Raw genomic sequence first — 24,915 nt, forward strand, 5'->3', positions numbered from 1 at the left:
ATTGTAACTGTTTCATACTAATTTACTTTTGTGAGGAAGGTCATATCCTTCTCATCCCCGCCTGTCAGCATCAGATGGAAATCGGTGATCAGCTGACCGACGATATCGGTTGCCTGGTACATGTATTTTCCAACGCACCATACATTGCCGTCCTGCACTGCCTTAAAGTCAGAAAACAGGTCGTTCTTTGCGATCAGTTCGTCCACGGACTGGATCGGACTGTCGATGGTGGCGTTGTATACCAGATAATCGGCATCCGCTGCTGTCGCATAGAATTCTTCCATGCTCATCGATACCGAAGCACTGTTGCTCTCTTCATTTGTCAGATCCTGGAACACATACCGGCCGCCGGCGATCTCGATCATACTCGGGATATAATCTTTCGTTCTTCTGACTACGATGGAACCATCGGTACTTACAAAGAAGAAGGCTACGGTTTTTTCCGTATTTTCAAAATCTTTCAGATCTTCGATAACTTTTGCCTGCTCGTCAAAGAAGCTGTAGGCTTCCTCTTCTTTATCCATCATCGCACCGTAAAGTTTGATCCATTCTGTTCTTCCGAGCGGATGTGTCTCATAACTGGAACGGTCGATAAATACCGGGATGTCCAGGTCTTCGATCATTTCCTGAACCTTCGGTGTATGCAGGATCATGGTGGACTCGATGGCGATATCACAGTCCTGGTCGATCAGCATCTCATAATCCGGTTCGCTGTATTTTCCGGCAAACTGGATCTTGCCGTCTTCCATTGCCTGTTTTGCTTCCTCAATGTACCAGCCGGACGCATCGATTCCGCTCATCTTGATATTGTCGATAGCGTCCAGGGCACGGAACAGTGCCATCGTGGAACTTGCTGCCAGATAGATTCTGTCCAGAGGTTTTTGCAGTACGATGATACTCTCATCCAGACCTTCCGGTGCTTCGGCTCCTTCCGGTACCAGCAGATACTGTGCACTGTCGTGTACATCGATCAGCTGATAGTCGTCATCGTAATAGTAGACATCGTAACACTCCGCATAGTCCAATTTCAGTTTTCCCTGGCAGGTCAGACCGGAAACTTCCGGGGCATCCGGTGCGTCTGTCAGATATGACGTTTCGCTGTCGGCTGTACTCTCTGTATCCTCCGCCGTATCCGCTTCTTCTGCGTCTGTGGTATCGGTTTCCTGCTGTTCTTCCGTTTTGGTATCTGCTGCTTCCGTTGTCTGTGTTTCCTTAGAATCTGCGGAACTGCTCTCGCCGGCTCCTGTTCCGCATCCTGTCAGCATCAGGGCTGCCGCAAGGAAAATGGCTGTCATATGGCTGCATGCTGTGTATATTTTTTTTCTCATCTTTTTTCCTCGTTTATGTACGATTACCGGAAAACAGTCACGTTTCCTTCTGGAGTTCTGACCGCTTCCGGTAATTCGTTAATTCACGTTTTTTCGTTGTGACTGTTTACTGAAAGTTATTTTTTCTTACTCTCCGCAGCTTTTACCACTTTGTTGTATAATTTATCGGTTTTCTTGCTGCATCCGAATACTGCACCGTATACTTTCAGCCATTCTGCTTTTGCAAGCTCTGTCTTTTCATCTCCCGAACGGTCGACGATCAGCGGTACTTCCAGCGTTGCAAAGTTATCTGCCAGAGAATCCAGTACCGTGGTTTCTTCTGTATCGGTGTCAGCAGTTGTTGTCTTGCTGTCCGCTGTCTTTGTCTTACTGTCCGTCTTGTCTGTGGAAGTATCCGCAGTCTTCGTTGTCTTGCTGTCTTTCTCTTCCTCTTCTTTCGCTGCTTTTTCTGTCTTGCTTCCCGGAAGGATCTCAGAGGATACAATGGCAAGATCAACTTTATTTTTCACCAGTTCCCGGAATTTCAGATCTTCTCCGGATCCTACATAGATCATGTCTTCCTCTTCCAGCGCTTCGTTGACTGCATCAATATCTGTTTCGTCCTGATCAAATCCCACTGCTGCGATCTTTTTCAGAAGTTTCAGCTCATCCATGGTATTCAGACTTTCCTCAGAATCCACATACGCATGTTTGACCGGCAGATTGACAACGATCATTTCTTTCTCGATACCAACCGGCAGTTCCACATCAGAATCTTCCGGAACGATCAGATATTTGACAACATTTGCCCGATACAGATCTGCGGTACGCTCTTCCTGTGTCTTTCCGATCACTTCACCCTCATCGCTGTAGGTTACGCTCTCGCTGTCTGTGGTTTTGCTGTCTGTTTTTGTTGTTTTCTTCGTGCTGGTCTTGGAAGCCTTCTTACTGTCTGTCTTTGTAGAAGTTTTCTTTGTATCGGACTTCTTCGTATCGCTGTCTTCCGTGTCTTCTTTTACCTTATCCGGATCGTTGTCCGTATCTTTTGTCATATCAATTTCCAGAAGTGTTACATCTTTGTCATAATGATAGATTTTAAAATACTTCGCATAATCCAGTTTGGTTTCGGATTTGTACTCCAGACCAATGATGTCCGGTGCTTTTTCATCCAGTTTCTTGTTGGTTCCAAAGTTCAGACCGCCGTCTCCGCTTGCAGAACCGCTGCCGTCTCCGTCAGCTGCTGCCAGATAAACCAGAATACTGTAAGTGATTTCATGTGCGGCGCTCATCTTGGTTGTCATACCGATGATCGTATTGTTTTTGTTCAGTTCTACCGGAATGACAAAAATGGATTTTCCGCCGGTATGTGTCGGCAGATATTTGTTTCCGTTTGCTTTTACATACTGATAAGCGGAACTGCTGAATACGATCGTAGCCAGTGCCTGTCCGTTTTTGATCGTTACCTTGTCACAGGTGATATTGACCTTTCCGGTACCGCCGGACCAGCTGAATTTGTCCGGTTTGTATACACCGTCTTTCAGTTTCGTCTTGCTGTTGACTGCTTTGGTGGAACCACTGGTGTCGGATTCGTATTTGGATTCGCTATCCGGCTTGGTGTCCGTTTTTGTTGTGGTATTTCCGGTTGTGTTACCATTTCCGCTGTTGTTGTTTCCTCCGGTCGTACCGTTATTGTTGTTTCCGTTATTTCCGTTGTTTCCATTGTTGTTATCAGAAACATCACCGATCTTTGTCAGATCTTTGGAACTGAATGTGATGGTTCTGTCGTACCATTTGTCATGGCTTTCGGAATGGGACGCTACGGTAATCGGCTGATCGAGTGCGGATACCGGGATCTCGTATGTTCTTCCGGTCTTGGTCCCGCCGTCCAGTGTGTAGGTTGTCGTTCCATTGTATTTGATCCAGTTTCCGGTATCGGTTGCCGCATCGGCTGCGCTTCCCATATACAGGTAATCATAGCCAACACCGCTCAGTGTGATCAGTGCTGTCATCTTGCCGTTTTTCACGGTCAGTTTTGTTCCCACTACTTTGAACATGGCTGCGCCGGTTACAGCACTTGTGCTGTAGATACCATCTGCCGGTGTTCCCTCAGCCGGAACATCTCCGATCTTCTCCAGATTTTTGGAGCTGATCGTAACAGTTCTGTCATACCACTTCTGCTGACGTTCGGAATGAGACGCCATCGTGAGCGCGGTATCCAGTGCGGATACCGGAATCTCATACGTTCTTCCGGTTTTAGTCTCGCCGTCCAGTGTATAGGTAGTTGTTCCGTTGTATTTGATCCAGTTGCCGGTATCGGTTGCCGCATCGGCTGCGGTTCCCATATACAGGTAATCATAGCCTTCACCACTTAATGTGATTAATGCTGTCATTTTACCATTTTTCACGGTCAGTTTGACACCAACCACTTTGAACATGGCTGCACCGGTCTCTGCGGTAGTGTTGTAGATACCGTCTGCCGGAGCATTGGATGGTTCCTGTGTAGGTTCCTGGGATGGCGTTGCATCCACATCCGGAGCTTTTGCATCTGCATACGGATCATCCGCGCTCTCTACCTGACTTTTTCCTGTTCCCGCATCTGTGCAGGCTGTCGTCATGGTATCCGGAGCCGGAATGGTCATCTGATACGTTCCCTCGGACCATTTTCCGGTTTTCGTGCTGTAGAGTACATAAGAAAATGTCTTTCCGGTAATATCTGTGGTGAATCCATCCCAAATATATCCATACGCACCATTGGTCAGTTTCCACAGAGACAGATAATTTCCGCCGTCTCCGCTCTTGATTGCTTTGTTGATTTCGTCTCTGGTTCCAAAATACATTCTGTCATAGATATCGCTGTCCGTAGCCATCACCACACGACCAAGTGCTCCACTGGTAACCATGTAGTAACTCTTGTCTGCGTTGATGATAAAATCTTTTGCATCGGTCGTGAGATTGGCTTTCCGGTAAATGATATCTTCCGGTACATCCCCGATCTTTGTCATAAACTGCGGGATCTCCAGATAATCCTGTTTTGTCAGCCATTTTGCTGTTCCTTTTGCGTTATGTAATACAAACGGAACTTTGGTTCCCAGCTGGGATTTTTTCAGGGTGAAGGTATATACCCGGTATTCCGGACGGCTCGGATCCGATTCTCCGAGAAGTTTTCCTTCTACTGCATTGGCATCTTTGACATCATCACTGTCTCCGACTTCACCGATATACAGTTTATCGTAAGAAGTAGAACCAGAGTAAATGGTAACTGTGATCTCGTCTCCCTTTACCGTGATCGTACTGTCATCTTCAATGTTAAATACACCATTCTGCGTATGGGCATTGCCATAAACATCATATATTCCGTTCGGATAGCTTGCCGCATCAAAGGTTTTCCCTACGTTCGGAATCTTGATAAACAGATTTCTTCCGCTGGTCAGCCAGCTTCCGTTGGTACGTCCCGGCGTAATCGGAACGTAGATTCCCTGCTGATCTGCAGATACCTGGAAGGTAAATGTGGTCTGGTCATCTTTCTTTCCAAGATAAATTCTGTCATAGATCGTTCCGTCTACGGTAAATGTAACGGTCACCTGATCGCCGGAGAGTTTCGCAGAAGAACTTACTACCTTAAATCCGTTTAATGTTGCCGCAGTACCGCCCTGTTCTATGGTTACACCTGCCTCCGGCAGTTCAACATCTTCGCTTCCCTTTACTTCCGGCACAACCAGATACAACTGCTGATTGCTGTACCAGTTACCGTCCGGTTTTCCGAGAACAACCGAAATGGCTTTTCCTGTCAGGCTCTTATCCACGCTGAAGCTGAATCTCCATACCCCGTTGTCCTGTGTTCCGTTGATCACCGGTGTCTTATTTTCATCACTGTTTTTACCAAGATACAGCTTGTCAAACGATGTGTTTGTGGTCTCCACGGTCAGATCGATCTTATCTCCATTCACCTTTGCCTCAAAGGTTGAGATCTGGAACATCTTGAATTCTGTTCCGTCCGCTTTGATCACCTGTGCTTTGGAGGTATCTGACGGTGTCACATCCGGATCCGGTGTTTCGGTCGGTTCCGTGGTCGGCTCCGGGTTTTCCCCGTTACCTTTGAACTCCGGAATCGTCAGATACAGGTCTGCTCTGCTGTAGAATGTTCCGTTTGCTTTGATCGGTACAAACTGTAATTTTGTTCCTGCTTTGCTCAGCGGAATGCTGAATTTGTATACCTGATTGTTATCCTCGTTGATCGTTCCCTCAATGACCGGTGTTTTCTCTTCATCTTCTTTACTTCCCAGGTAAATACCGGTGTATGAGAACTTTCCGGATGCATTCGCTTTCAGGTACAGTTCAATATTAATGTTTTCTCCATTCACTGTTGCGGTGGATTTTTCCACATTGAACATCGTAAATGCAGATCCGTCTGCTTTTTCTGCTGTGATACTGTTTTCCACTTTGCTTCCGTCCGGTACGGATGGTGCCGTGGTCGGTTCCGGATCTGTATCAGTGCTTCCCAGTGTCGGCAGTTTCAGTGCAATTTTACTGGAACTGAACTTCTGTGTTCTTCCGTTTCTCGGTACAAAGATGACTTCCTGACCATTTTTCTCTGCCGGTACGCTAAACGCGAATTTCTCCAGATTCAGCTCAGTATCCACTTCGCCCATTACCAGCGGTTCCTTGGTCTCGTCATCCCATCTTCCGATATACAGTGCATCGTATGTAAACCTTCCACTGCTCGCCGGACTTACATAGATTTCCACATCGATCTGATCCCCGTTCAGGGTTGCTGAAGATTTTGCAATTTTGAACATGGAATAATCCGTTCCTGCTTTGTCTCCGTTAGCTTCATCCGTCGCATATACTGCTTTGATTACATTCTCTGCTGTACTGCTGTTGTCTGCTGTGGTAACTACAGATTTCTCTTCTTTCTGATCCTCTGCCTGCGTCTGCTCTTTTGTCTCTGTCTTTGCAGATGCTGTCTGAGATTTCTCCGGTACCTGGCAGAAGACATCTTCTTTTGTGTACCACTCACCGGATGCTTTCATGCCCGGTACGATCTGTAATTTGCTGCCAAGCTTCTCCTCGCTGACGACAAACTGGAAGGTGTACTGTCCGTTCGGACTCTTCTTTCCTTCTACGACCGTTTTTTTCTCGGTATCTTCTTTCTTTCCTACATATAACTGATCATACACATCGCTGTCTGTATAAACCGTAACCAGGTATTCGTCTTTGGTTTCAATCAGCTCTGTCTTTGTCACTTTCAGATCCGGTAACTCTTTTACAGTTTCTGCATCCGCTGCACTGTCCTTTGTTTCCGTTGCTGCTTCTGCTTTTTCCTGTTTACTTTCCGTTTCCTTTTCTTCCTGTGTTGCTTCCTCTTTTACAGGTTCTTTCGTTGTCTCCGAAGTCTCTGTCACCTGCTGTGTAACTTCCACAGTCGCTTCCGGCTCTGTTGTCACCGGAACTTCCGCTTCGCTCACCTGCCCGGCCACTTCCGTATCCGGAGCAGCAGCAAATGTGCCCGACGGCATACCCAGTGCCATCATTACAGACAGAGATACCGAAAGTACTCTCTTTCCTGTTCCTTTCATCTCACATTTCCTTTCTTTATAAATGTATCATCTGTGGCGGTCAAACGAGAAGTGACCGTAAACCCGTCAGCATACAAGTTTCCTGAACATAAAAAAGTAGCCATATCCTTCTCAAAAGTCAGATACAACTACAGACACACAATCCCTGTCTTCAGACTGAAACAACATAATAATGCTTTTCGATCTTTTGGAGTTCTGCTTTCTTCGGAAGCTCATCACCAACTTTCCCAGCAGGTTTTCTGACTCACAGATCATCGCCTTGTCAAACCTTCTCACATGATCTCTCCATGCAATGGCATCCCATGACAACACTCCCTGTTCACAGTGACCGGATCGTTCAGGACTCCCACCTGATTCCCTATTATCCCCGCAGCAGCAACCGCCACCTTGAGGCACTGGAAAACTCTGTCATCAGTAAGTATAACAAAGTCCCCAAATAAGTCAACCCTTCTTTCCCGCTAATTCTCCCTCCATCGAATACCTATTTTATTTGCATAATCGCTCCCACGTTTTCTAATGAATGACTCTCTTTTCACTTTTTTCACTTCACAAATACATATTTTAAATATGTGTGTAAAAAGTACTATTATTCTTTTCAAACTTATCAGTTACCACCAAACTCAGAAACGCCTCACACTTTTCTAAACTCTAACCCAAACCTCCATCTCATTCTCCCCCCTGTTAGCCCACGTATAATAAGGCACAAACCTCAACTCCACAGGCTTTCTCTCCTTCTTCTTATACACATGATACAATTCCCCCTCTTTCTTCGCCGTATCCACAACTCTATATCCCTCCATCAGCACAACCTTCACCTGATTTCTACAGATCTCCCCATCCGAAACCCGTGCCTCAGCCTCCGGCTCCACCTCCAGAAGATGCAGATTCTCCCCATTATCCACCGCTTCCAGACAATACACAACCGGTCCGCGCATCACTGCCACCCTGCCGGCATCCTCACGAACCCTTTCGTCCGCCTCTACCAGCCGTACCGGCATCGCAAAATGAAGCTTCACCGTATCACTTTCTCCCCATGCCTTCTTCACATACAGATACCCGTCTTTCACTGATACCTCGTCCTGCTCGGCGCCTTCCAGGGTATATGCCCCTTCACACCATCCCGGAATCCGCATCGCAAGTACAAACTCCGTTCCCTTCGCCTCTACCGTGACCGCAACCTCCCCGTCCCACGGCATCTGCGAATCCACACGCACCTGTACCTCGCGCTCGCCAACCATTTTCTTCAATGTACTTCCCATATACAGATGTACAAACAGCGTATCCTCTTTCTCCGTAAACGCATACGCCCCGATCGAACTGATCAGTCTCGCCAGATTCGGCGGGCAGCATGCACAGCCAAACCATTTCTGCCGTACCGGTTTGACATGGAATTTTCTCTCATCCTTATGACACGCTTCCGGCAGTACCTCCAGCGGATTTACATAGAAGAAACTCTTTCCGTCCAGTGCCATGCCGCTTAAAATCCCATTATACAGCGCCAGTTCCATCACATCCGCATATTTTGCATCCGGGCAGATCTCCAGCATCCTTCTTGCAAAAAATACCAGACCGATCGAAGCACAGGTCTCCGCATACGCCGTATCATTCGGCAGATCATAGGGAAAGGAAAATGCTTCGCCGATATGTGTACCGCCGATTCCACCGGTGATATACATTTTCTCTTTTGTGATGCTGTCCCACAATTTCTCACACGCTGCATACAACGATTCGTCCCCGGTCATCCTTGCGATATCTGCCATACCGGAATACAGATACACCGCGCGCACCGAATGACCAACCGCTTCGTCCTGTTCCCTCACCGGCATATGTGCCTGATTATATGCATATCTCAGATCATCCTCATGACCACGTTTCACCTCTTCCGGGTGCTCTTTATCAAAATAATACGGACGTTTTCCACGCTCATCGATAAAGAATTTGCTCAGTTCCAGATATCTCGCCTCTCCGGTCACATCATACAGGCGAACCAGCGCCATCTCCGCAATCTCATGTCCCGGATAGCCCTTGCATTTTCCTTCCTCCGCGCCAAAATGCGCCGCCGCATAATCCGCAAACCGCGCCGCTGCCTTCAACAGCTTGTCTTTTCCCGTCGCCTCATAATAAGCCACCGCACCCTCGATCAGATGTCCCATACAGTACAGTTCATGATGATCTTTCAGATTGGTAAAAATATGATTCTTTCCATTAATAATATAGTAAGTATCCAGATATCCGTCGTCCTGCTGTGCCGCACACACGATATCGATCGCACCGTCTGCGATCCTTTCCAGTTCCGGATCCGGATGCTGGGTCAGAGAATAACCCACCGCCTCGATCCATTTGGAAAAATCACTGTCCTGAAAGACAAATCCATAAAATTTATCTTCCAGATGCTCCGGATCTTCCGGCAGTGTCTCAAAACCGCGGAAGGTATATTCCGGTTCCTTAAATGCATCTCCCCGTTCTCTTCTCTCCTGATTCTTTTTTGCCGCCACCTTAAAATTCCGCATGGCAAAACTCGGAGCCGCCCCCTCGACCCGATCGTTCAACGCTTCCCACTGATACGGAATCACTTCTTTCCTTACCAGTTCCATCTCCCGCTTCCAGAAACTGTCATTGATCTGCATGCTGCGCAGTGACAGCGGATGTGAATACATTTTTTTATCCATTTGCAATACCTCCTGTTTGCGATTATACTTACGGTAGGACTTGAACCTCACGTTTTTCTGGTTCTATCCTAATATAATTTTGCTGATTTATACATTGATCATATGGAAACCGGCATGTATAAACTGGAAAGGTCTTACGATGGTACTTCTTGAGAAAATGAAACTGCATACGGTCGCAAGTGGCAACTATGTTACATCCGTCCACGGGATGCTGCACCCGGACCGTATTTTAAAAGAACACGATTTTTTATATATTTTAGATGGAACCTGGGAAATCCGGGAAGATGGCGTGATCTATCAGCTGCACAGCGACGATCTTCTGATTCTTGCTGCCGGACGTCATCATTATGGACTGAAGATGTGTAATCCAGGAAACCGTCATATGTATATCCATGTACTTCCCACCCGCGCGGAAGAACAGTATAACCCGTCTCACACCACAACGGATGACCTGCCCGGAACGGAAAACGAGCTGTTCTCCTATTCCAGTCTGCTGCACTGTCAGCAGGCTCCCCGCGTCCGGCAGTATATCCAGGATATGATCTCTGTCTTATGGAGCCAGTCCATAGAACGGGAAAACCGGCTTTCTTTACTTTTTTCGCTTCTTCTGTGTGAACTTTCCCAGTTAGAAGCACAAAAAAACAGCCGGAAACCCTCCGATCCTATGATTGAAGAGATCATCCGACTGATTCATTCTACACCGCAGACCTTTTTTTCCGCTTCGGAAATCGCCTCCCGATATTATATCTGTGAGCGTACCCTGAACAACCGCTTTCATAAAAACTGTGGAAAAACCTTCCCTGCGTTTCAGATGGAAACCCGGCTTGAGATGGTCCGCCAGTTTCTCCTAGCCCAGCCAGACACCAAGTTGCGTGAAGCCGCTATCAACTACGGATTCTGCGATGAATTTCATCTGAGTAAAGCCTTTAAAAGGCAGTTCGGCCTCTCTCCGTCCCGTTACCGACAGATTCATGGATAACACAGGAAAAATCCTAGCCTTTCATCCGCTGATGCAGAGCTGCCACCAGATGAGCGACCTTTTCTTTTGTATCTTCCCGGCTGTACGGTACTCTGGCTGCAATCCGGTCGATATAATGATTCTCCCGGATGATCTGCCAGGTTTCCGGGAAATTGATATCAAAATACAGTGCCAAGTAGGACACCCAGTAATCCATCCCCGATACGCGGTTCGCAGAAAGCACGGATTCTCCCGCCAGACAGGACGCCCACACTTTTTCAGAAATCGGACTTGCTCCCACGGTCGCTTCATCCATATCCAGCAGCGTCTCCATCGTCTCTTCCAGTTTTACCCGGCAGTTATCCAGCTTGTCTGCATCCCGGATCAGCCGTGCATGCAGCAGCGTGTGCGCATCGCTAATCCCTTCCAGACGAAAATCGCTGTGTTTTGCGATTGCTGTCTCGATCAGTTTGTCAAACGTATCTTCTTTTACAAACCGTCGTATCATTTTCTCCGGTCCGAAAAGCAGCTCTGCGCCATACACCGCATGATCCATGGTTCCCGGCTCAAAACTGTGGAATCGCCTGATCTGCTCAAACCGTCCGATATCGTGCAGCAGCCCGATGATCTTCGCCAACTGAACATCTTCCTGTCCCAGATGCATCCGGGTTGCGATCTTTTCCGCACATTCTACCACACAGTAGGTATGTACGATTTTCAGATGAATCTTGTCATCCGTCCTGTCATATTCATCCAGATACGTTTCAAAAGCCGCCTTTGCCGCTTCAAAATCAATATGCAATTCCTGTTTCTCCACCCTTTTTTCCTCCTGTTTTAGTAACTGTTCCGTACCTTCACAGTTACCCGTTTTACAACAATGCTTCGCAGACTTTTTCCAGATTGTCACGGATCTTGAACCGAAATTTCCAAGAATACCTTATTATTTTGTTTTCAGAATCCTTGTATATTATAACATATTTTTTTCATACCTTACTACTCTATTTTATCTTCCAAGTTCCCAGAACGCAACCGCACTCGCCGCTGCCACATTCAGAGAATCCACGCCGTGGCTCATCGGGATCTTCACAGTATAATCACACGCTTCCATCGTCTCTGCCAGAAGTCCCTCTCCTTCCGTTCCGAGAATGATCGCCAGTTTTTCTTGGCTTTTCAATCCGGGATCATCGATCTCCACGGAATCATTCCGAAGTGCCATCGCCACGGTTTTAAAACCGATTTCTCGTAACTGCTCTATCCCCTGTGCCGGCCACACCGTCTTTTTATCAAAATACGTCCACGGAATCTGAAATACCGTTCCCATACTGACTCTCGCCGCCCGGCGATAGAGCGGATCGCTGCACCCTCCGGTCAGAAGTACGGCATCCATGTGAAGTGCCGCCGCCGAGCGAAAGATAGCTCCCACATTCGTCGGATTCACAACATTTTCCAGAATCGTAATCCGCCTTGCTCCCCGGCAGACCTCTTCCACCGAAGGAAGCTCTCTCCTTCTCATTGCACAAAGCATCCCTCTCGTCATGGCAAAACCGGTAAGTTTCCGTAACACCGCATCCTCCGCCGTATAGACCGGGACTTCGTCCCACCGCTCCAGAATCTCCACCGCTTCCCGATCCATATCCTGATGCGCCACCAGAAAAGAGATCGGCTCATACCCCGCCTGCAGCGCCCGACCGATCACCTTCGGACTCTCCGCAACAAAAATCCCCGGCTTCGGCTCCGCATACCGCAGCAGCTGCACTTCCGATAATCGCGCATACAGATCCAGGTTCGGGTCGTTGAAATTTGTGATTTCTATATGATTTTTCATGATTATACCTCTACTCTTCATCTAACATCTGTTCTTCCAGCAGTTTTTGCAGAGCTTCTTTGCTCGGTAAAATTGTCTCGTACTTGCTTGCAAAAATCTGTGTATTATCTTCCGGTAAAGTCATTTCTACAACAGCATTATTCTTATCTCTGCACAGCACAATACCTATTGTTGGGTTCTCGTCAGACAGCTTTACCTTGCGGTCATAGTAATAAACATACATCTGCATCTGACCGATATCCTGATGCTTAAGTTCACCGATTTTCAAATCAAACAGTACAAAGCAGCGCAACAGCCGATTATAAAAAACCAGGTCAACCATGAAGTATTCTTTAAAAATTCCTGATCAATAGCTGGATCTTTCTTTTTATGTGATGTTTTTGATAACATATCTCCCATGCTGCGCCTCCTTATCATTTATTTCATACTCTTTCTGATTTCACATCCGTAAGATATGTTTTCATATAAAAGATCCGAGCTTTTCCGGAATGTTGCCCATACCTGAAAAGCTCGGAAATGCACTTGCCTGCTATTATTTATTTCTCTTTTCTCACCATCGACACGATACATTCCACATGCTCCGTGAACGGGAACATATCGACCGGGCAGATTTTGGATACTTCGTATTTTTTCTTAGTCAGATATTTCAGATCCCTTGCCATTGTCTCCGGGTTGCAAGAGATGTAGACAATTTTTTTCGGAGCCAGTCTGGCTACGGACTGTAAGAATGCCTCGGCGCTTCCGGCTCTCGGGGGATCCATGAAGACGACGTCCATGCTCTCTCCGCGTTCTGCCATCGCTACCATGAATTCGCCGGCGTCTGCCTGGTAGAAACGGATATTTTTCACACCGTTTCCTTTTGCGTTGCCGATCGCATCTTTTACCGCTTCACGGTTCAGTTCCACACCGATGACCTCTTTCGCATGCTTGGAAGCGATCATACCGATGGTTCCGATTCCACAGTAGGCATCCAGTACCCGTTCTTTTCCTTTCAGATCTGCCAGACGAATCGCTTTTTTATACAGGCGTTCGGTCTGTACCGGATTGATCTGATAGAACGAATGTGGGGAGATACGGAAGATATATCCGCAGAGTTCATCCTGAATATAGCCTTTTCCATACAGCACAATGTTCCGTTCTCCAAGAATCATGCTGGTCTTTTTATCGTTGATATTTAAGAACACAGAAGTAACCTCCGGGTGCTCTTTTCGCAATGCTTTGACGAAATTATTTTTCGAAGGAAATACCGGGGATGCAGTTACCAGAACCACAAGCATCTCGCCGGTCTTTCTTCCGGTGCGGATCAGAACGTGACGCAGCAGACCATAGCCGCTGTCCTCATTGTAAATCTTGATCTTAAAGGACTTTGCCAGTTTCCGGATCGTCTGGATCACCTCGTCCGCTTTCTGATTCTCAATCTGACAGACATCAATCGGCACCAGACGGTGGCTTCCTTCTTCGTATCGTCCGACGGCAATATCGCCGGTACGCATATGCTTATATGTCGCATGTACCTTGTTCCGGTAATAATATGGATCGTCCATTCCCATGATCGGTTCCGGTTTTCCAAAATCTTTTAACAGTTTCCGTACTTTCTTTTCTTTCTCCTTCAGCTGCTTTTCATACGGAATTCCCTGATATTTGCAGCCACCGCATTTTTTCTCATACGGACATTTTGCTTTTTCTTCAATCTTCATTTCTATTCGCCCAGTCCTGCTTCTATGGCTTCCACCATTTTTTTCAGTGCTTCTTCTTCGTCCTCACCCTCGCAGATCAGTTCGATCTCATCCCCGCTTTTCACGCAGGCACCAAGTACGCTCAGCACACTCTTTGCATTAGAAGTACCGCCGTCAAAAGCAAAGGTGACCTTCGATTTGAACTGGATTGCTGTCTTGCATAATTCTCCTGCAGGACGCAGATGCAGTCCGGTAGGATTCTTTATTGTAACTTTTTTACTAACCATTTCTAATTCCTCTACTCGCTTGTTTTATCTGCCTGGTTCAGCTGTACGGTAGCCTGCACTTCTTCTACCTGTTCATAGCCATCCGGCAGCGTAATCGTAACCGGAATCGTATATTCTCCGGCTGTTTTTCCTGTCAGGTCGATCACGGCTTTGATATCTCCTGTTTTCAGGGCATCCAGATTCGCTTCCGTTCCTTTGACACGGATCGAGATCTCATCTTTGTTATAACTTGCCCTCAGGTCAGAAGCCAGCCCCTGTATCTGGATCGCATCTGTTTTCAGATTATATTCCCTGCTTCCGTATGGCAGAATGCTGACTTTTACAGCCACAGACTGTCCCACTTCTTCCGGAATCTTCAGTTCATCTTCTTCCGAAATCAGTGCACTGAGTTTTACATTTGCCTCCAGATCCGAATTGATACCGTCTACATTGATCAGCTCGCCAGGGATCTCCAGCGTATTTCCATTATCCTCCAGTTTCTTTAACGCCGCTTCACTTCCGGCGATGGAAATCGTCTCCGGCGTTGTGGTGATCTTATCCACCTGATATCCCTTTGCCGGTGTTCCGCTGTAATTTGCCTTGATCTTTACATCATCCTGTACCCGCCACAGCTTCATCAGCACATTCACATAATGGTCATCGCTGATATTGAAAAATTGCAGGTATTCCTCCGACATCGGTTCCCCATTCTGATCGATCAGGGTGATCTTTGCTTTCTTCGTGGCATCCATCGTCATACCGTCCGCCGACACAGTAGCCACCACACTCTTAATCTTATTTACCACAGATTCCGGTCCCTGAATCTGAATCTTTTCCGGATCTGTTGTACATTCGCCTACCACATAACCGCTTCCCGGTGTTCCTGTGGACATACCGGTTACCAGAAATTCCTTCGTCGCAGTATCTTCAATCGTTACCGGGATCGTCTTCGGAATGATGGTCACATCTTCTTCCGAAATTCCGCTGACAGACTTCAGCGTAACCGGTACATATGCCGGATTCGTGTCCATGTTGACGATCTGTGTCAGATCTGCTTCCACGGCAATATCCGTTCTTCCTTCCACCACCGATTTTTTCCCGGTCACATACACCGTTACGGTCTGGTATTCGTCTGCAATCTGATACGATTTTCCCGCATCCAGGATATATCCGTCATTTTTCACTTCTACTTTTACACCGGAATACCGTACATTGGTGCGTACCGGATCAACCGTCCCGGAAACAAGAATCCAGATCACACAGGCAATCAATACGGAAATGACCTTCAGGCTGAGATTATTCGCCAGTTTTTTCTTCATGCTTTGCCCGTCCTTTCCATATTCTTGCAAGACCCGTCGTCTCTTTGTGGTCTTTGCGTGTCTTCATACTGTTCAGCCGCTCTCTGAGTGCACCCGGTGTCACACCGATCACAATCTTGCCACCGTAAGTATAAGAAACTTTTCCGGTCTCCTCCGAAACGATGATCGTCAGTGCATCACTGACTTCGCTGATTCCCACACCGGCACGGTGACGGGTTCCCAGGCTCTTGTTCAGTTCCAGATTGTCTGACAGCGGCAGATAACAGGTTGCTGATACGATCCTGTTATTTCTTACGATAACAGCGCCATCATGAAGCGGTGTATTATGTTCAAAGATATTGATCAGCAGCTGACTGCTGATCAGAGAATCCATTGCAATTCCCGTCTTTTCATACTCCTGCAGAATAATGTTCTGTTCCACAACGATCAGCGCACCCGTCTTTACTTCTCCCATCGCATATGCTGCATGGATCAGTTCCCCGATCGTCCGGTCTGTGATACGCTCATCCACCTGTTTTCCATTGTCAAACGAAATCAGATTGGAAAACATCTTTTTTTCTCCCAGCTGTTCCAGCGCACGGCGAAGTTCCGGCTGAAAGATGATCAGCACACCGGTGATTGCAACCACACTCAGCTGCTGACAGATCCACAGGATCGTATCCATCCGCAGAATTGCTGCAATAATTAGAAAAATACTGACAAACATGACACCTTTTAACAAGGTATACGCCCTGGTATTCTTGATCCATACCATCAGATAATATACAAAGATCGCAATCAGCAGAATCTGTACGATATCTATGACTCTGATGGAAGACGGCAGCGAAAATTTTGTCATTCGCAGATGGTATTTGATAAATTCCATCACATTTCCCACTGATTCACTCCCCTTCCTGTTCTCTTATAACATCGGGATACACCGGCGTTTCTTCCATTTTGTATTCCCTGCTCTTTTTCGCACCTGTTATTTTAGGTACTGCTTTTACATAATAATAATATTCATCATCTTCGAACTGCAGCCGTTCTGTCCTCTTATAATCCACATGAAAGAGGAAGAACTCCAGAATTTCTCCGACGATCACACTGACAATCGTTCCTGCCACCAGCGGTATCGCCGGAATCGGTGCTTCAAGGAAAATCCCTCCGGCAGCCATAACAAGCATGTATACCATACCTCCTACGAGGATGGCAATATTCCATGCATATTCCACTTCCAGTCTCCGCACCACATGAACAATCACCAGAACCGTGACAAACGCGATGATGGTAATCATCATCTCCTGATTCTGCATCAGCCCGTCTGCAAGAAATTTCAGATTCTGTATCTTCCCTTCCTTGTCCGCTCCGATCATCGCCGAAGCATTCCCGGAAACCAGTTCCATAAAGTAATACAGGATCACGCCAAAACTTGCGCTGATCGCAGATGACGGCGCTTTCGTCAGTCCATAACCAATCGGGATCAGACACGGGACACCGAACGCAAATGCCACCGGTGTCAGAAGCATCACCAGTGCATCCTGCGGTGTAAAACGCAGATATAAAATGACCATGATCACCATCAGAGCCAGCGCAAATCCTGCCACCTCTATGCCAACACCGTAACACTGTCCGACGATCAGTCCCATCCCGCAAAATACCATCAGATTCCATGGCATGATCGAACAGATCAGTGCTGCAAGCAGCACCACAAACAGCTGATCCAGTACCTCCACATACGGAAGGATCCCGTTGATTTCTTCGAATACAACCAATGCCAGAAGGAACTTAAACAGCACCACCAGATAACTGCCATAACCGGCATAGACCAGTTTCATTTTTTCTTTCAATTCCAGCAAAGCATTTTCCATCCTGCTGTCCTCCCGTTTATCTTTCTTCCTCTTCGTACAGTGCTTCCAGTTCCCCGAGTTTTCGCTCATAGGCGGCAACTCCCTTTTTTGCCCGTCCATACCGGATCGAATGTATCGTATAGGTGACCGCCGAATACACACCGATCGTCACCAGATATTCGACGACAATCAGGATACCGATCCACGCGATATTCAGCGTATGCAGGCTCTCTGCAAGAAATTCTGCAAAATAGGCACCCGCCAACAGCAGAATCACCAGATAAGCAAGGCTTGCCAGGAAAAAATTGCGAAACATTGCCAGACCGATATAATCACTGCGATAATACCGGGCAATCCGCAGTTCTTCTTTTCCTTCTCCGCTTTCGTACCTCGCTAGTTTCGTCATCAGACGAATCCTTTTTTCATTCAGCATACTCTCACCTGACCGTTTCAACTACTTCTCTGCCCTTGTTTTCTGACAAACTCATACATAGTTTATTCTACCATATCTTTCCTTTCATTAAAAGGGACTTTTTAAATTCCTTTGCCGATACAAATCGTCAGAACATAGACATTTTTCACCCCGACAGCCCGCAGTTTTCCGGCGATCGCATTCGCCGTGCTTCCCGTGGTGTAAATGTCATCGACAAGAAGAACATCCCGGTACACACCTGCCTCTTTTTTCACGACAAATGCCTGCTCCATGTTCTTTTTTCGCTCTTTTCTGCTCAATTCTTTCTGTGCTTTTGTGGATTTTTTTCGCAGTACCAGATCGGTACGAAGGGGTATGGAAAACCCTCTGCTGATTTCCCGTGCAAGAACTTCTGCCTGGTTATAGCCCCGCACGCTTTTCTTTTTTCTGTGAATAGGAACCGGAAAGATCACCTGTGGATGCACCTGTCGGATAAATTCTGCTCCGTACAGCACCATCAGTCTCCCAAGAAAGACACCGTATTCTTTCCGCTCTCTGAATTTTAACCCCATCAGGGACTCTTTTAAGGGGTCTTCATAGAGAAACAGCCCCTTCGCCCTGGTAAATGCAGGCTCCTGTCTGCTGCAGTCGTAACAGTATTCCTGTTCTGTGTGAAGCAACGGTTTCCCGCATTTTTTACAGTTCGGCTCTCCGATCGGTTTCGGCATGCTGCGCTGGCAGCTGTGACACAGATACTTTTCTGTGCCGTCCAGCACCTCATCGCAGAATGCGCACCGCCTCGGATACAGCCAGTCCAATATTTTCTTACTGTTCATTCATTTCCTCGATCCGCTGGCACAGGCTGGTATACCGTTCCTTTTCCTGTTTGTTTCGGATCATCTCTTCAAACGTCACTTCACTTCCAAGGATCGTCACGCAGGTACGTGCTCTGGTGACAGCTGTATACAGAAGATTCCGGCTCATCAGCATCCTCGGTCCTCCGAGAAGAGGCAGGATCACCGCCGGGTATTCGCTTCCCTGTGATTTATGTATCGTGACTGCATAAGCAAGTTCCAGTTCATCCAGTTGTTTAAAGGAGTATTCCACATACCGGTTTTCCTCGAAAACAACCGTCAGAGTCTCCGCAAACGTATTGATTTCTTCTACGATACCCATATCGCCGTTGAAAACACCGACTCCTTTTTCCACAGCGATCCCGTATTTGCCGCGGATCTCCCACTCCAGCTGATAATTATTCCGGATCTGCATGACTTTATCGCCCTCGCGAAACAGTCCTTTTCCGGTTTCTTTTTCTTTCTTCTTCGCATCCGGCGGATTCAGATATTTCTGTAACACTTCATTTAACCGTTCCACACCGAGCAGACCTTTCCGCATCGGTGTGAGTACCTGGATATCCAGTGGTTTTGCCTTCACATACGGCGGCAGTTTCTTCTGCACCAGATAAACGATACCAGCCACGATCACATCGGCATCGTACCGCTTCAAAAAGAAGAAATCTTTGCTTTTGTTATCAATCTTTACCGGTTCTCCCCGGTTGATCTTATGGGCATTCATGACAATATCACTTTCTGTCGCCTGCCGGAAGATCTTATTCAGTTTCACCACCCGAAAGCACTGGGAATCGATCACATCTTTTAAGACTCTTCCCGGTCCCACACTCGGCAGCTGGTTGACATCCCCTACCAGGATCAGTCGTGTTCCCACCTGTACGGCACGAAGCAGGGCATGCATCAGCGAAATATCCACCATCGACATCTCATCGATAATGATCACATCCGCCTCCAGCGGATTGTCCTCGTTCCGTTCAAAATGTACCGCTGCGGACGAGTCATCCATCATCCCGGACAGCTCAAGCAGCCGGTGGATCGTGGAAGCCTGATAGCCGGTCGCCTCCGTCATTCGTTTTGCCGCTCTTCCTGTAGGTGCCGCAAGGAAAATATCCATGCCTTCCAGTTCAAAGTATTGAATAATCGCATTGATCGTCGTGGTTTTTCCGGTACCGGGACCTCCGGTGATGATCAGAAGACCGTTTTTTACCGCCTCCACCACCGCTTCCCGTTGCAGTTCATCCAGCTCCAGCTCATTTCTTTTTTCGATATTTGCCAGGCGTTTGCGGATCGTTTCTTCCTTCTCTTCCGACTGAATATTCAGCTCGCACAGACGGCGCGCCGTATCCAGTTCCAGGTAATAATACTGGCTTCCGTAGATGATTTTTTCCATCACCGGCTCCCCGTTTTCGTCAAATGCACCTTCCACCGGAATCTCTTTTACTACCACTTTACGCTCGATTGCCAGATCCATGACATGTTTTTCCATGTGCTGCGGCTCCACACCGAGAAGTTCCGATGCTTTTGCAAGCAGCACCCGCTCCGGCAGATAGACATGCCCGTCCTGTGCTGCCAGTGTCAGGGTATAAAACAGACCGCTCCGGATCCGGTAATCGGAGTCTGTATGGATTCCAATTCTTCCGGCGATCTCATCTGCGATCCGAAAACCGATCCCCTGGATATCTTCCGCCAGCTGATACGGATTTTCTTTTAATACCGTATAGACACGGGAACCGTATTTTCCATAGATTTTCACTCCCAGATTGACCGAGATTCCATATTGCTGCAAGAACATCATCGCACTTCGCATCTCCGATTTTTCTGCTACCTGCTCCGCGATCTCTCTGGCTTTCTTCTCACTGATTCCCTTTACCTCTGCAAGCCGCTCTGGTTCCTCATCGATGATCCGCAGGGTATCATCCTTGAACTTCCGGACGATCCTTGCAGCCAAAGCGGCTCCCACGCCTTTGATGGCGCCGGAGCCGAGATACCGTTCCATGGCGATCGAATCTTCCGGAAGTTTCGTCTCATAGGACTCCATCTTAAACTGCTGCCCGTATGTGGCATGTTCCACATAAGAGCCGTGCAGTTCCAGAAGTTCTCCCTCGCCCACATATTCAAATGTTCCCACACAGGTCAGTTCTGATCCCTTCACGATCAGATTCAGCACTGTGTATCCGTTATCTTCGTTTCGAAATATGATATGATCGACATATCCTTCGACTGTATCCTGTGACATGCTTTATTTTCCTAACTCTTCCATCACTTCAGCATACCGTCCGGTGCCTTCTGCTACGACGCATGCCGGGTTCTCCGCTGTCATGGTGTTGATTCCTGTTCTCTGGCTGATGACTTCTTCAAATCCATCCAGAAGAGAGCCTCCTCCCGTCAGAACGATTCCCCGGTCTACAATATCCGCTGCCAGTTCCGGCGGTGTCTTCTCAAGTACACTGTGGACTGCCTCGACGATCTTCGTCGTACATTCCTGCAGTGCCTCCCGTACTTCTTCTGAAGTAACGGTGACCGTTTTTGGAAGACCTGTGATCACATTTCTTCCCTTCACTTCCATCGTCTCTGCCTGCGGCCGTTTGCATACCGTTCCGATCTTCATCTTCACCGCTTCTGCGGTCTGTTCTCCGATAAACAGGTTATGTGCTTTCCGTACATGACGGATGATCGCTTCGTCAAAATCGTTTCCCGCCACTTTGATTGAGGAGGAAACGACCACGCCACCGAGAGAGATCACCGCGATATCCGTGGTTCCTCCTCCGATATCGACAACCATGTTGCCGAATGGCTTCGTGATATCGATACCCGCACCGATGGCTGCTGCAATCGGTTCTTCAATGATGTAAACCTCTCTCGCTCCCGCCTGATATGTGGCTTCTTCCACCGCCTTGCGCTCTACTTCTGTCACGCCGCTTGGCACGCAGATACTGATGCGCGGCTTGCGAAAGGCCTTTCTCCCCATGGCTTTCTGTATAAAATGCTTCAGCATCTTTTCTGTAATCGTATAATCCGAGATTACTCCCTGCCGCAGCGGACGGATCGCCATAATGTTGCCCGGTGTTCTTCCGATCATCTGACGGGCTTCCTCCCCGATGGCTTTCACCTTGTCTGCATCTTTATCATACGCTACTACGGAAGGCTCTTTTAACACGATTCCTTTTCCTTTTGTATAGACCAGAATACTGGAAGTACCCAGATCGATTCCGATATCTGCTGATGCCATAATAATCCCCTTTCCTGTTCACTGCCTGTCCTTTTTCCGGTGAAGCTTCTGTACTTCTTCATCCTGTGACAGGCTTTCAGTTTATTATAATCAATTCCAGATGAAATGAAAAGTTTTTTTTAGAGGTATTTTTCGACATACTTTCCGGTATACGAGATCGGGCTTTTTGCGATTTCTTCCGGTGTTCCCTTCGCGATCACCGTACCGCCCCGGTCGCCGCCCTCCGGTCCGATATCGATAATATAATCTGCGGTTTTGATCACATCCAGATTGTGTTCGATGACAACCACCGTGTTTCCGCCTTCCGACAGGCGCTGTAAGATCTCGATCAGCTTGTGTACATCCGCAAAATGCAGACCGGTCGTCGGTTCATCCAGAATGTAGATCGTCTTTCCTGTGCTTCTTCTCGACAACTCCGTAGCCAGTTTCACACGCTGCGCTTCCCCGCCGGAGAGCGTCGTGGAAGGCTGTCCCAGACGGATGTAGGAAAGTCCCACATCGTAAAGTGTCTCGATTTTTCTTCGGATGGACGGAACATTTTCAAAGAACTTCACCGCTTCTTCCACCGTCATATCGAGCACATCATAGATGCTTTTTCCTTTATATTTCACTTCCAGTGTTTCCCGGTTATAGCGTTTTCCTTGGCAGACTTCACACGGAACATAAACATCCGGTAAAAAGTGCATCTCGATCTTGATGATACCATCACCGCTGCACGCCTCACACCGTCCGCCTTTTACATTAAAGCTGAATCTTCCCTTTTTATAGCCTCTGGCTTTCGCATCCGCAGTTGCCGCAAACAGGTCACGGATCTGGTCAAAGACACCGGTATAGGTAGCCGGATTCGACCGCGGCGTTCTTCCGATCGGTGACTGGTCGATATTAATGACTTTATCCAGCTGTTCCATGCCGAGAATCTCTTTGTGTTCTCCCGGAATCGTCCGCGCACGGTTCAGCTTCTTTGCCAGGCTCTTATACAGGATCTCGTTGACCAGCGAGCTTTTTCCCGAACCGGACACACCGGTCACACAGGTAAAGACACCCAGCGGAAACTTCACATCGATGTTTTTCAGATTGTTCTGTTTTGCTCCTTTTACCGTCAGCCATCCGGTCGGCTTTTTGCGCTCGGCCGGCACCGGAATCTTGATCTTACCGCTCAGATAAGCACCTGTGATGGAATTTTCATTCTTCATCAGCTCTTCCGCCGTACCGATTCCCACCAGTTGTCCACCGTGTTCCCCGGCTCCCGGTCCGATATCCACGATACAGTCCGCTGCCCGCATCGTATCCTCATCATGTTCCACCACGATCAGCGTGTTTCCGAGATCCCGCAGATGACATAAGGTCTTTAACAGCTTGTCATTATCTCTCTGGTGCAGTCCGATGCTCGGCTCATCCAGGATATAGGCAACGCCCACCAGTCCGGAACCGATCTGTGTGGCAAGACGAATTCGCTGTGCCTCTCCGCCGGAAAGGGTTCCCGTTGCACGCGCCAGTGTCAGATAGTCCAGTCCCACATCCACCAGAAAGCCCAGACGGGCACGGATCTCTTTTAACACCTGTTCGCCGATCAGTTTCTGTGTTTTGGAAAGTTCCAGTTCTCTCATAAACCGGTTCAGATTCTCAATGGACATTTCCGTGATCTGAGAAATGTTTTTCTCTCCGACCGTCACCGCCAGTGCTTCCGGTTTCAGACGCTGTCCCTTGCAGGCACGGCACGGTGTGATCTGCATAAAGGTCTCATATTCCTGTTTGCTGCTTTCCGAACCGGTCTCCCGGTATCTGCGCTCCACATTTTTGATCAGCCCTTCAAAGGCAACATCGTAGACGCCCTCTCCGCGCTGACCTTTGTAATATACTTTTACTTCATGACCGTTCGTTCCGTGGATCAGGATATCGTGGATCTCCTTCGGATAGTCCTGAAACGGTGTCGACAGATCAAAATGATATTCTTTGCACAGGGCATCCAGAATGGCTCTGGTAAAGCTTCCTTTCGTAGCACAGGACTGCCAGCCGAGCACTGCGATTGCCCCTTCCTCGATGGATAATGACGGATCCGGAATCATCAGCCGTTCATCAAATTCCATCTTATAGCCAAGTCCCAGACACTCCGGGCAGGCACCGAACGGGTTGTTGAAAGAAAAACTTCTCGGCTCGATCTCATCGATACTGATTCCGCAGTCCGGGCAGGAAAAACTCTGGCTGAAATTCAGATAATTTCCATCCATCGTATCCACCACCAGCAGTCCGTCCGCCAGAGCCAGCACGCTCTCGATGGAATCGGTCAGACGCTTTTCAATCCCCGGTTTTACTGCCAGACGGTCTACCACGATCGCGATCGTATGTTTGATATTTTTATCCAGTTTGATCTCCTCGGACAGTTCGTACATGTTTCCATCGATCTGCACACGCACATAACCGCTTCGTTTTGCCTGATCCAGCACCTTTTCATGACGTCCTTTTCTTCCGCGCACCACCGGTGCCAGAAGCTGGATCCTGGTGCGCTCCGGCAGTTCCATGATCTGATCCACCATCTGGTCCACCGACTGTTTTGCGATGACCTTTCCACATTTCGGACAGTGCGGAATACCGATTCTCGCATACAACAGACGGAAATAATCGTAAATCTCCGTCACGGTTCCCACGGTAGAACGCGGGTTTCTGTTCGTGGACTTCTGATCGATGGAGATCGCCGGTGACAGTCCTTCAATGCTCTCCACATTCGGCTTTTCCATCTGTCCCAGGAACTGGCGGGCATAGGAAGAGAGGCTTTCCATATACCGCCGCTGCCCTTCCGCATAGATGGTATCAAAAGCCAGGGAACTCTTTCCCGAACCGGACAGCCCGGTCAGAACGACAAACTCATCTCTCGGAATATCCACATCCAGATTTTTCAGGTTATTTTCATTGGCTCCACGAATCTTTATATATTGTTTTCCAGTCTTACGCACTGCCATTACATTTTCTCCTTCTATTTTCGTGTATATCAGAACAAACGTTC

General features: G+C 47.8%; 16 protein-coding genes, 1 pseudogene and 1 riboswitch. Of the genes and pseudogenes, 1 reads left to right on the forward strand and 16 read right to left on the reverse strand.

The window, feature by feature from the left end; genetic code table 11:
* Positions 1-17: 17 nt before the first annotated feature.
* The 3 genes from ETP43_RS11920 to ETP43_RS11930 all read right to left on the reverse strand — a co-directional run bounded on the left by ETP43_RS11920 (position 18) and on the right by ETP43_RS11930 (position 9,552).
* Positions 18-1,328, reverse strand: coding sequence for an ABC transporter substrate-binding protein (locus ETP43_RS11920; protein ID WP_129258286.1), 1,311 nt, complete (start codon positions 1,326-1,328; stop codon positions 18-20).
* A 116-nt stretch (positions 1,329-1,444) separates the two neighbouring features.
* Positions 1,445-6,883, reverse strand: a complete 5,439-nt coding sequence (locus ETP43_RS11925; protein ID WP_129258288.1) for a hypothetical protein — start codon at positions 6,881-6,883, stop codon at positions 1,445-1,447.
* Between the two features lie 212 nt (positions 6,884-7,095).
* Positions 7,096-7,294, reverse strand: a riboswitch (cobalamin riboswitch).
* Between the two features lie 230 nt (positions 7,295-7,524).
* Entirely contained in the window at positions 7,525-9,552 is a 2,028-nt protein-coding gene (locus tag ETP43_RS11930; protein ID WP_129258290.1) for a glycoside hydrolase family 127 protein, read from the reverse strand.
* Between the two features lie 139 nt (positions 9,553-9,691).
* Between ETP43_RS11930 and ETP43_RS11935 the strand changes: the two genes are divergently transcribed.
* Entirely contained in the window at positions 9,692-10,531 is an 840-nt protein-coding gene (locus tag ETP43_RS11935) for a helix-turn-helix transcriptional regulator (RefSeq protein ID WP_129258292.1), read from the forward strand.
* 13 nt (positions 10,532-10,544) lie between these two features.
* Here ETP43_RS11935 and ETP43_RS11940 read toward each other — a convergent pair whose 3' ends face one another.
* The 13 genes and pseudogenes from ETP43_RS11940 to uvrA all read right to left on the reverse strand — a co-directional run bounded on the left by ETP43_RS11940 (position 10,545) and on the right by uvrA (position 24,871).
* Positions 10,545-11,327 carry an HD domain-containing protein gene (locus tag ETP43_RS11940; protein ID WP_129258294.1) on the reverse strand — a complete coding sequence of 261 codons (783 nt, stop codon included), beginning with the start codon at positions 11,325-11,327 and terminating at the stop codon, positions 10,545-10,547.
* A 186-nt stretch (positions 11,328-11,513) separates the two neighbouring features.
* A complete protein-coding gene (locus ETP43_RS11945; protein ID WP_129258296.1) occupies positions 11,514-12,335 on the reverse strand; it encodes a TrmH family RNA methyltransferase in 822 nt (273 codons plus the stop codon).
* 10 nt (positions 12,336-12,345) lie between these two features.
* Positions 12,346-12,669, reverse strand: a pseudogene (locus tag ETP43_RS11950) (PDDEXK nuclease domain-containing protein); the annotation flags it as partial.
* A 202-nt stretch (positions 12,670-12,871) separates the two neighbouring features.
* A complete protein-coding gene (rlmD, locus tag ETP43_RS11955; protein WP_129258298.1) occupies positions 12,872-14,032 on the reverse strand; it encodes a 23S rRNA (uracil(1939)-C(5))-methyltransferase RlmD in 1,161 nt (386 codons plus the stop codon).
* A gap of 2 nt (positions 14,033-14,034) precedes the next feature.
* Entirely contained in the window at positions 14,035-14,298 is a 264-nt protein-coding gene (locus ETP43_RS11960; RefSeq protein WP_022399124.1) for an HPr family phosphocarrier protein, read from the reverse strand.
* 11 nt (positions 14,299-14,309) lie between these two features.
* Positions 14,310-15,596, reverse strand: a complete 1,287-nt coding sequence (locus ETP43_RS11965) for a CdaR family protein (protein WP_129258300.1) — start codon at positions 15,594-15,596, stop codon at positions 14,310-14,312.
* Positions 15,574-16,473, reverse strand: coding sequence for a diadenylate cyclase CdaA (gene cdaA, locus ETP43_RS11970; protein ID WP_330546528.1), 900 nt, complete (start codon positions 16,471-16,473; stop codon positions 15,574-15,576). The genes ETP43_RS11965 and cdaA overlap by 23 nt, the downstream gene beginning before the upstream one ends.
* A 4-nt stretch (positions 16,474-16,477) precedes the next feature.
* Positions 16,478-17,443 (reverse strand): hypothetical protein, encoded by a 966-nt coding sequence (locus tag ETP43_RS11975; protein ID WP_129258302.1) that lies wholly within the window; start codon positions 17,441-17,443, stop codon positions 16,478-16,480.
* A gap of 16 nt (positions 17,444-17,459) precedes the next feature.
* Positions 17,460-17,855: a hypothetical protein gene (locus ETP43_RS11980; RefSeq protein ID WP_129258304.1), complete on the reverse strand. Its 396-nt coding sequence runs from the start codon at positions 17,853-17,855 to the stop codon at positions 17,460-17,462.
* A gap of 101 nt (positions 17,856-17,956) precedes the next feature.
* Positions 17,957-18,670, reverse strand: a complete 714-nt coding sequence (locus tag ETP43_RS11985; protein WP_022399119.1) for a ComF family protein — start codon at positions 18,668-18,670, stop codon at positions 17,957-17,959.
* Positions 18,660-20,921, reverse strand: a complete 2,262-nt coding sequence (recD2, locus tag ETP43_RS11990) for an SF1B family DNA helicase RecD2 (protein WP_129258306.1) — start codon at positions 20,919-20,921, stop codon at positions 18,660-18,662. The genes ETP43_RS11985 and recD2 overlap by 11 nt, the downstream gene beginning before the upstream one ends.
* A gap of 3 nt (positions 20,922-20,924) precedes the next feature.
* Positions 20,925-21,914 carry a rod shape-determining protein gene (mreB, locus tag ETP43_RS11995; protein ID WP_129258308.1) on the reverse strand — a complete coding sequence of 330 codons (990 nt, stop codon included), beginning with the start codon at positions 21,912-21,914 and terminating at the stop codon, positions 20,925-20,927.
* 119 nt (positions 21,915-22,033) lie between these two features.
* Positions 22,034-24,871, reverse strand: coding sequence for an excinuclease ABC subunit UvrA (gene uvrA, locus ETP43_RS12000; protein ID WP_129258310.1), 2,838 nt, complete (start codon positions 24,869-24,871; stop codon positions 22,034-22,036).
* Between the last annotated feature and the right edge of the window lie 44 nt (positions 24,872-24,915).

It is taken from the genome of Blautia faecicola (assembly GCF_004123145.1).
GTDB classification, from domain to species: domain Bacteria; phylum Bacillota; class Clostridia; order Lachnospirales; family Lachnospiraceae; genus Oliverpabstia; species Oliverpabstia faecicola.

What these genes read in the sequence shown, in the direction of transcription:
- ETP43_RS11945 (WP_129258296.1), bottom strand. Translation starts at nt 12,335, where the DNA reads ATGAAAAATCATATAGAAATCACAAATTTCAACGACCCGAACCTGGAT.
- ETP43_RS11930 (WP_129258290.1), bottom strand. Translation starts at nt 9,552, where the DNA reads ATGGATAAAAAAATGTATTCACATCCGCTGTCACTGCGCAGCATGCAG.
- ETP43_RS11935 (WP_129258292.1), top strand. Translation starts at nt 9,692, where the DNA reads ATGGTACTTCTTGAGAAAATGAAACTGCATACGGTCGCAAGTGGCAAC.
- ETP43_RS11975 (WP_129258302.1), bottom strand. Translation starts at nt 17,443, where the DNA reads ATGGAAAATGCTTTGCTGGAATTGAAAGAAAAAATGAAACTGGTCTAT.
- ETP43_RS11920 (WP_129258286.1), bottom strand. Translation starts at nt 1,328, where the DNA reads ATGAGAAAAAAAATATACACAGCATGCAGCCATATGACAGCCATTTTC.
- ETP43_RS11960 (WP_022399124.1), bottom strand. Translation starts at nt 14,298, where the DNA reads ATGGTTAGTAAAAAAGTTACAATAAAGAATCCTACCGGACTGCATCTG.
- ETP43_RS11925 (WP_129258288.1), bottom strand. Translation starts at nt 6,883, where the DNA reads ATGAAAGGAACAGGAAAGAGAGTACTTTCGGTATCTCTGTCTGTAATG.
- uvrA (WP_129258310.1), bottom strand. Translation starts at nt 24,871, where the DNA reads ATGGCAGTGCGTAAGACTGGAAAACAATATATAAAGATTCGTGGAGCC.
- ETP43_RS11965 (WP_129258300.1), bottom strand. Translation starts at nt 15,596, where the DNA reads ATGAAGAAAAAACTGGCGAATAATCTCAGCCTGAAGGTCATTTCCGTA.
- ETP43_RS11980 (WP_129258304.1), bottom strand. Translation starts at nt 17,855, where the DNA reads ATGCTGAATGAAAAAAGGATTCGTCTGATGACGAAACTAGCGAGGTAC.
- ETP43_RS11985 (WP_022399119.1), bottom strand. Translation starts at nt 18,670, where the DNA reads ATGAACAGTAAGAAAATATTGGACTGGCTGTATCCGAGGCGGTGCGCA.
- rlmD (WP_129258298.1), bottom strand. Translation starts at nt 14,032, where the DNA reads ATGAAGATTGAAGAAAAAGCAAAATGTCCGTATGAGAAAAAATGCGGT.
- recD2 (WP_129258306.1), bottom strand. Translation starts at nt 20,921, where the DNA reads ATGTCACAGGATACAGTCGAAGGATATGTCGATCATATCATATTTCGA.
- mreB (WP_129258308.1), bottom strand. Translation starts at nt 21,914, where the DNA reads ATGGCATCAGCAGATATCGGAATCGATCTGGGTACTTCCAGTATTCTG.